Below are 305 nucleotides of genomic sequence, written 5' to 3' on the forward strand. Positions count from 1 at the left end.
GGGCGCCGCGGGTGTGCAGCCACACCCGGCGGCGGCCGAGCGCGACGCCGGCGGCCCACAGTTCGGGCGAGGTGGTCAGCGGCCCGGCCACGGCGCCCCCCGGGGCACGCTGGGCGACCGCGGCGGTCCAGGCGAACAGGTCGGCGGCCGGCACCGGGTGCCCGAGCCGGGCGCCGAGGTGGTCGAGCAGCCCGGGCGCCACATTGGGCTCACGGCCGCCGGGGCGGCGGTACAGCGGGCGCACCCGGCCGGGCCGGCCGGCGGGGGAGTGGCGTGGGGGGTTTTCACCTCTCCGAGCCCCCCCG

Annotated in this window: 1 pseudogene; it reads right to left on the minus strand. The window is 82.3% G+C overall.

Annotated elements, in window-relative coordinates:
* A pseudogene (locus AAHZ94_RS35255) lies at nt 1–202 on the minus strand (type ISP restriction/modification enzyme); the annotation flags it as partial.
* Nucleotides 203–305 lie beyond the last annotated feature (103 nt).

Origin of the sequence: Streptomyces sp. HSW2009 (genome assembly GCF_040240285.1) — a bacterium.
Lineage (GTDB): Bacteria > Actinomycetota > Actinomycetes > Streptomycetales > Streptomycetaceae > Streptomyces.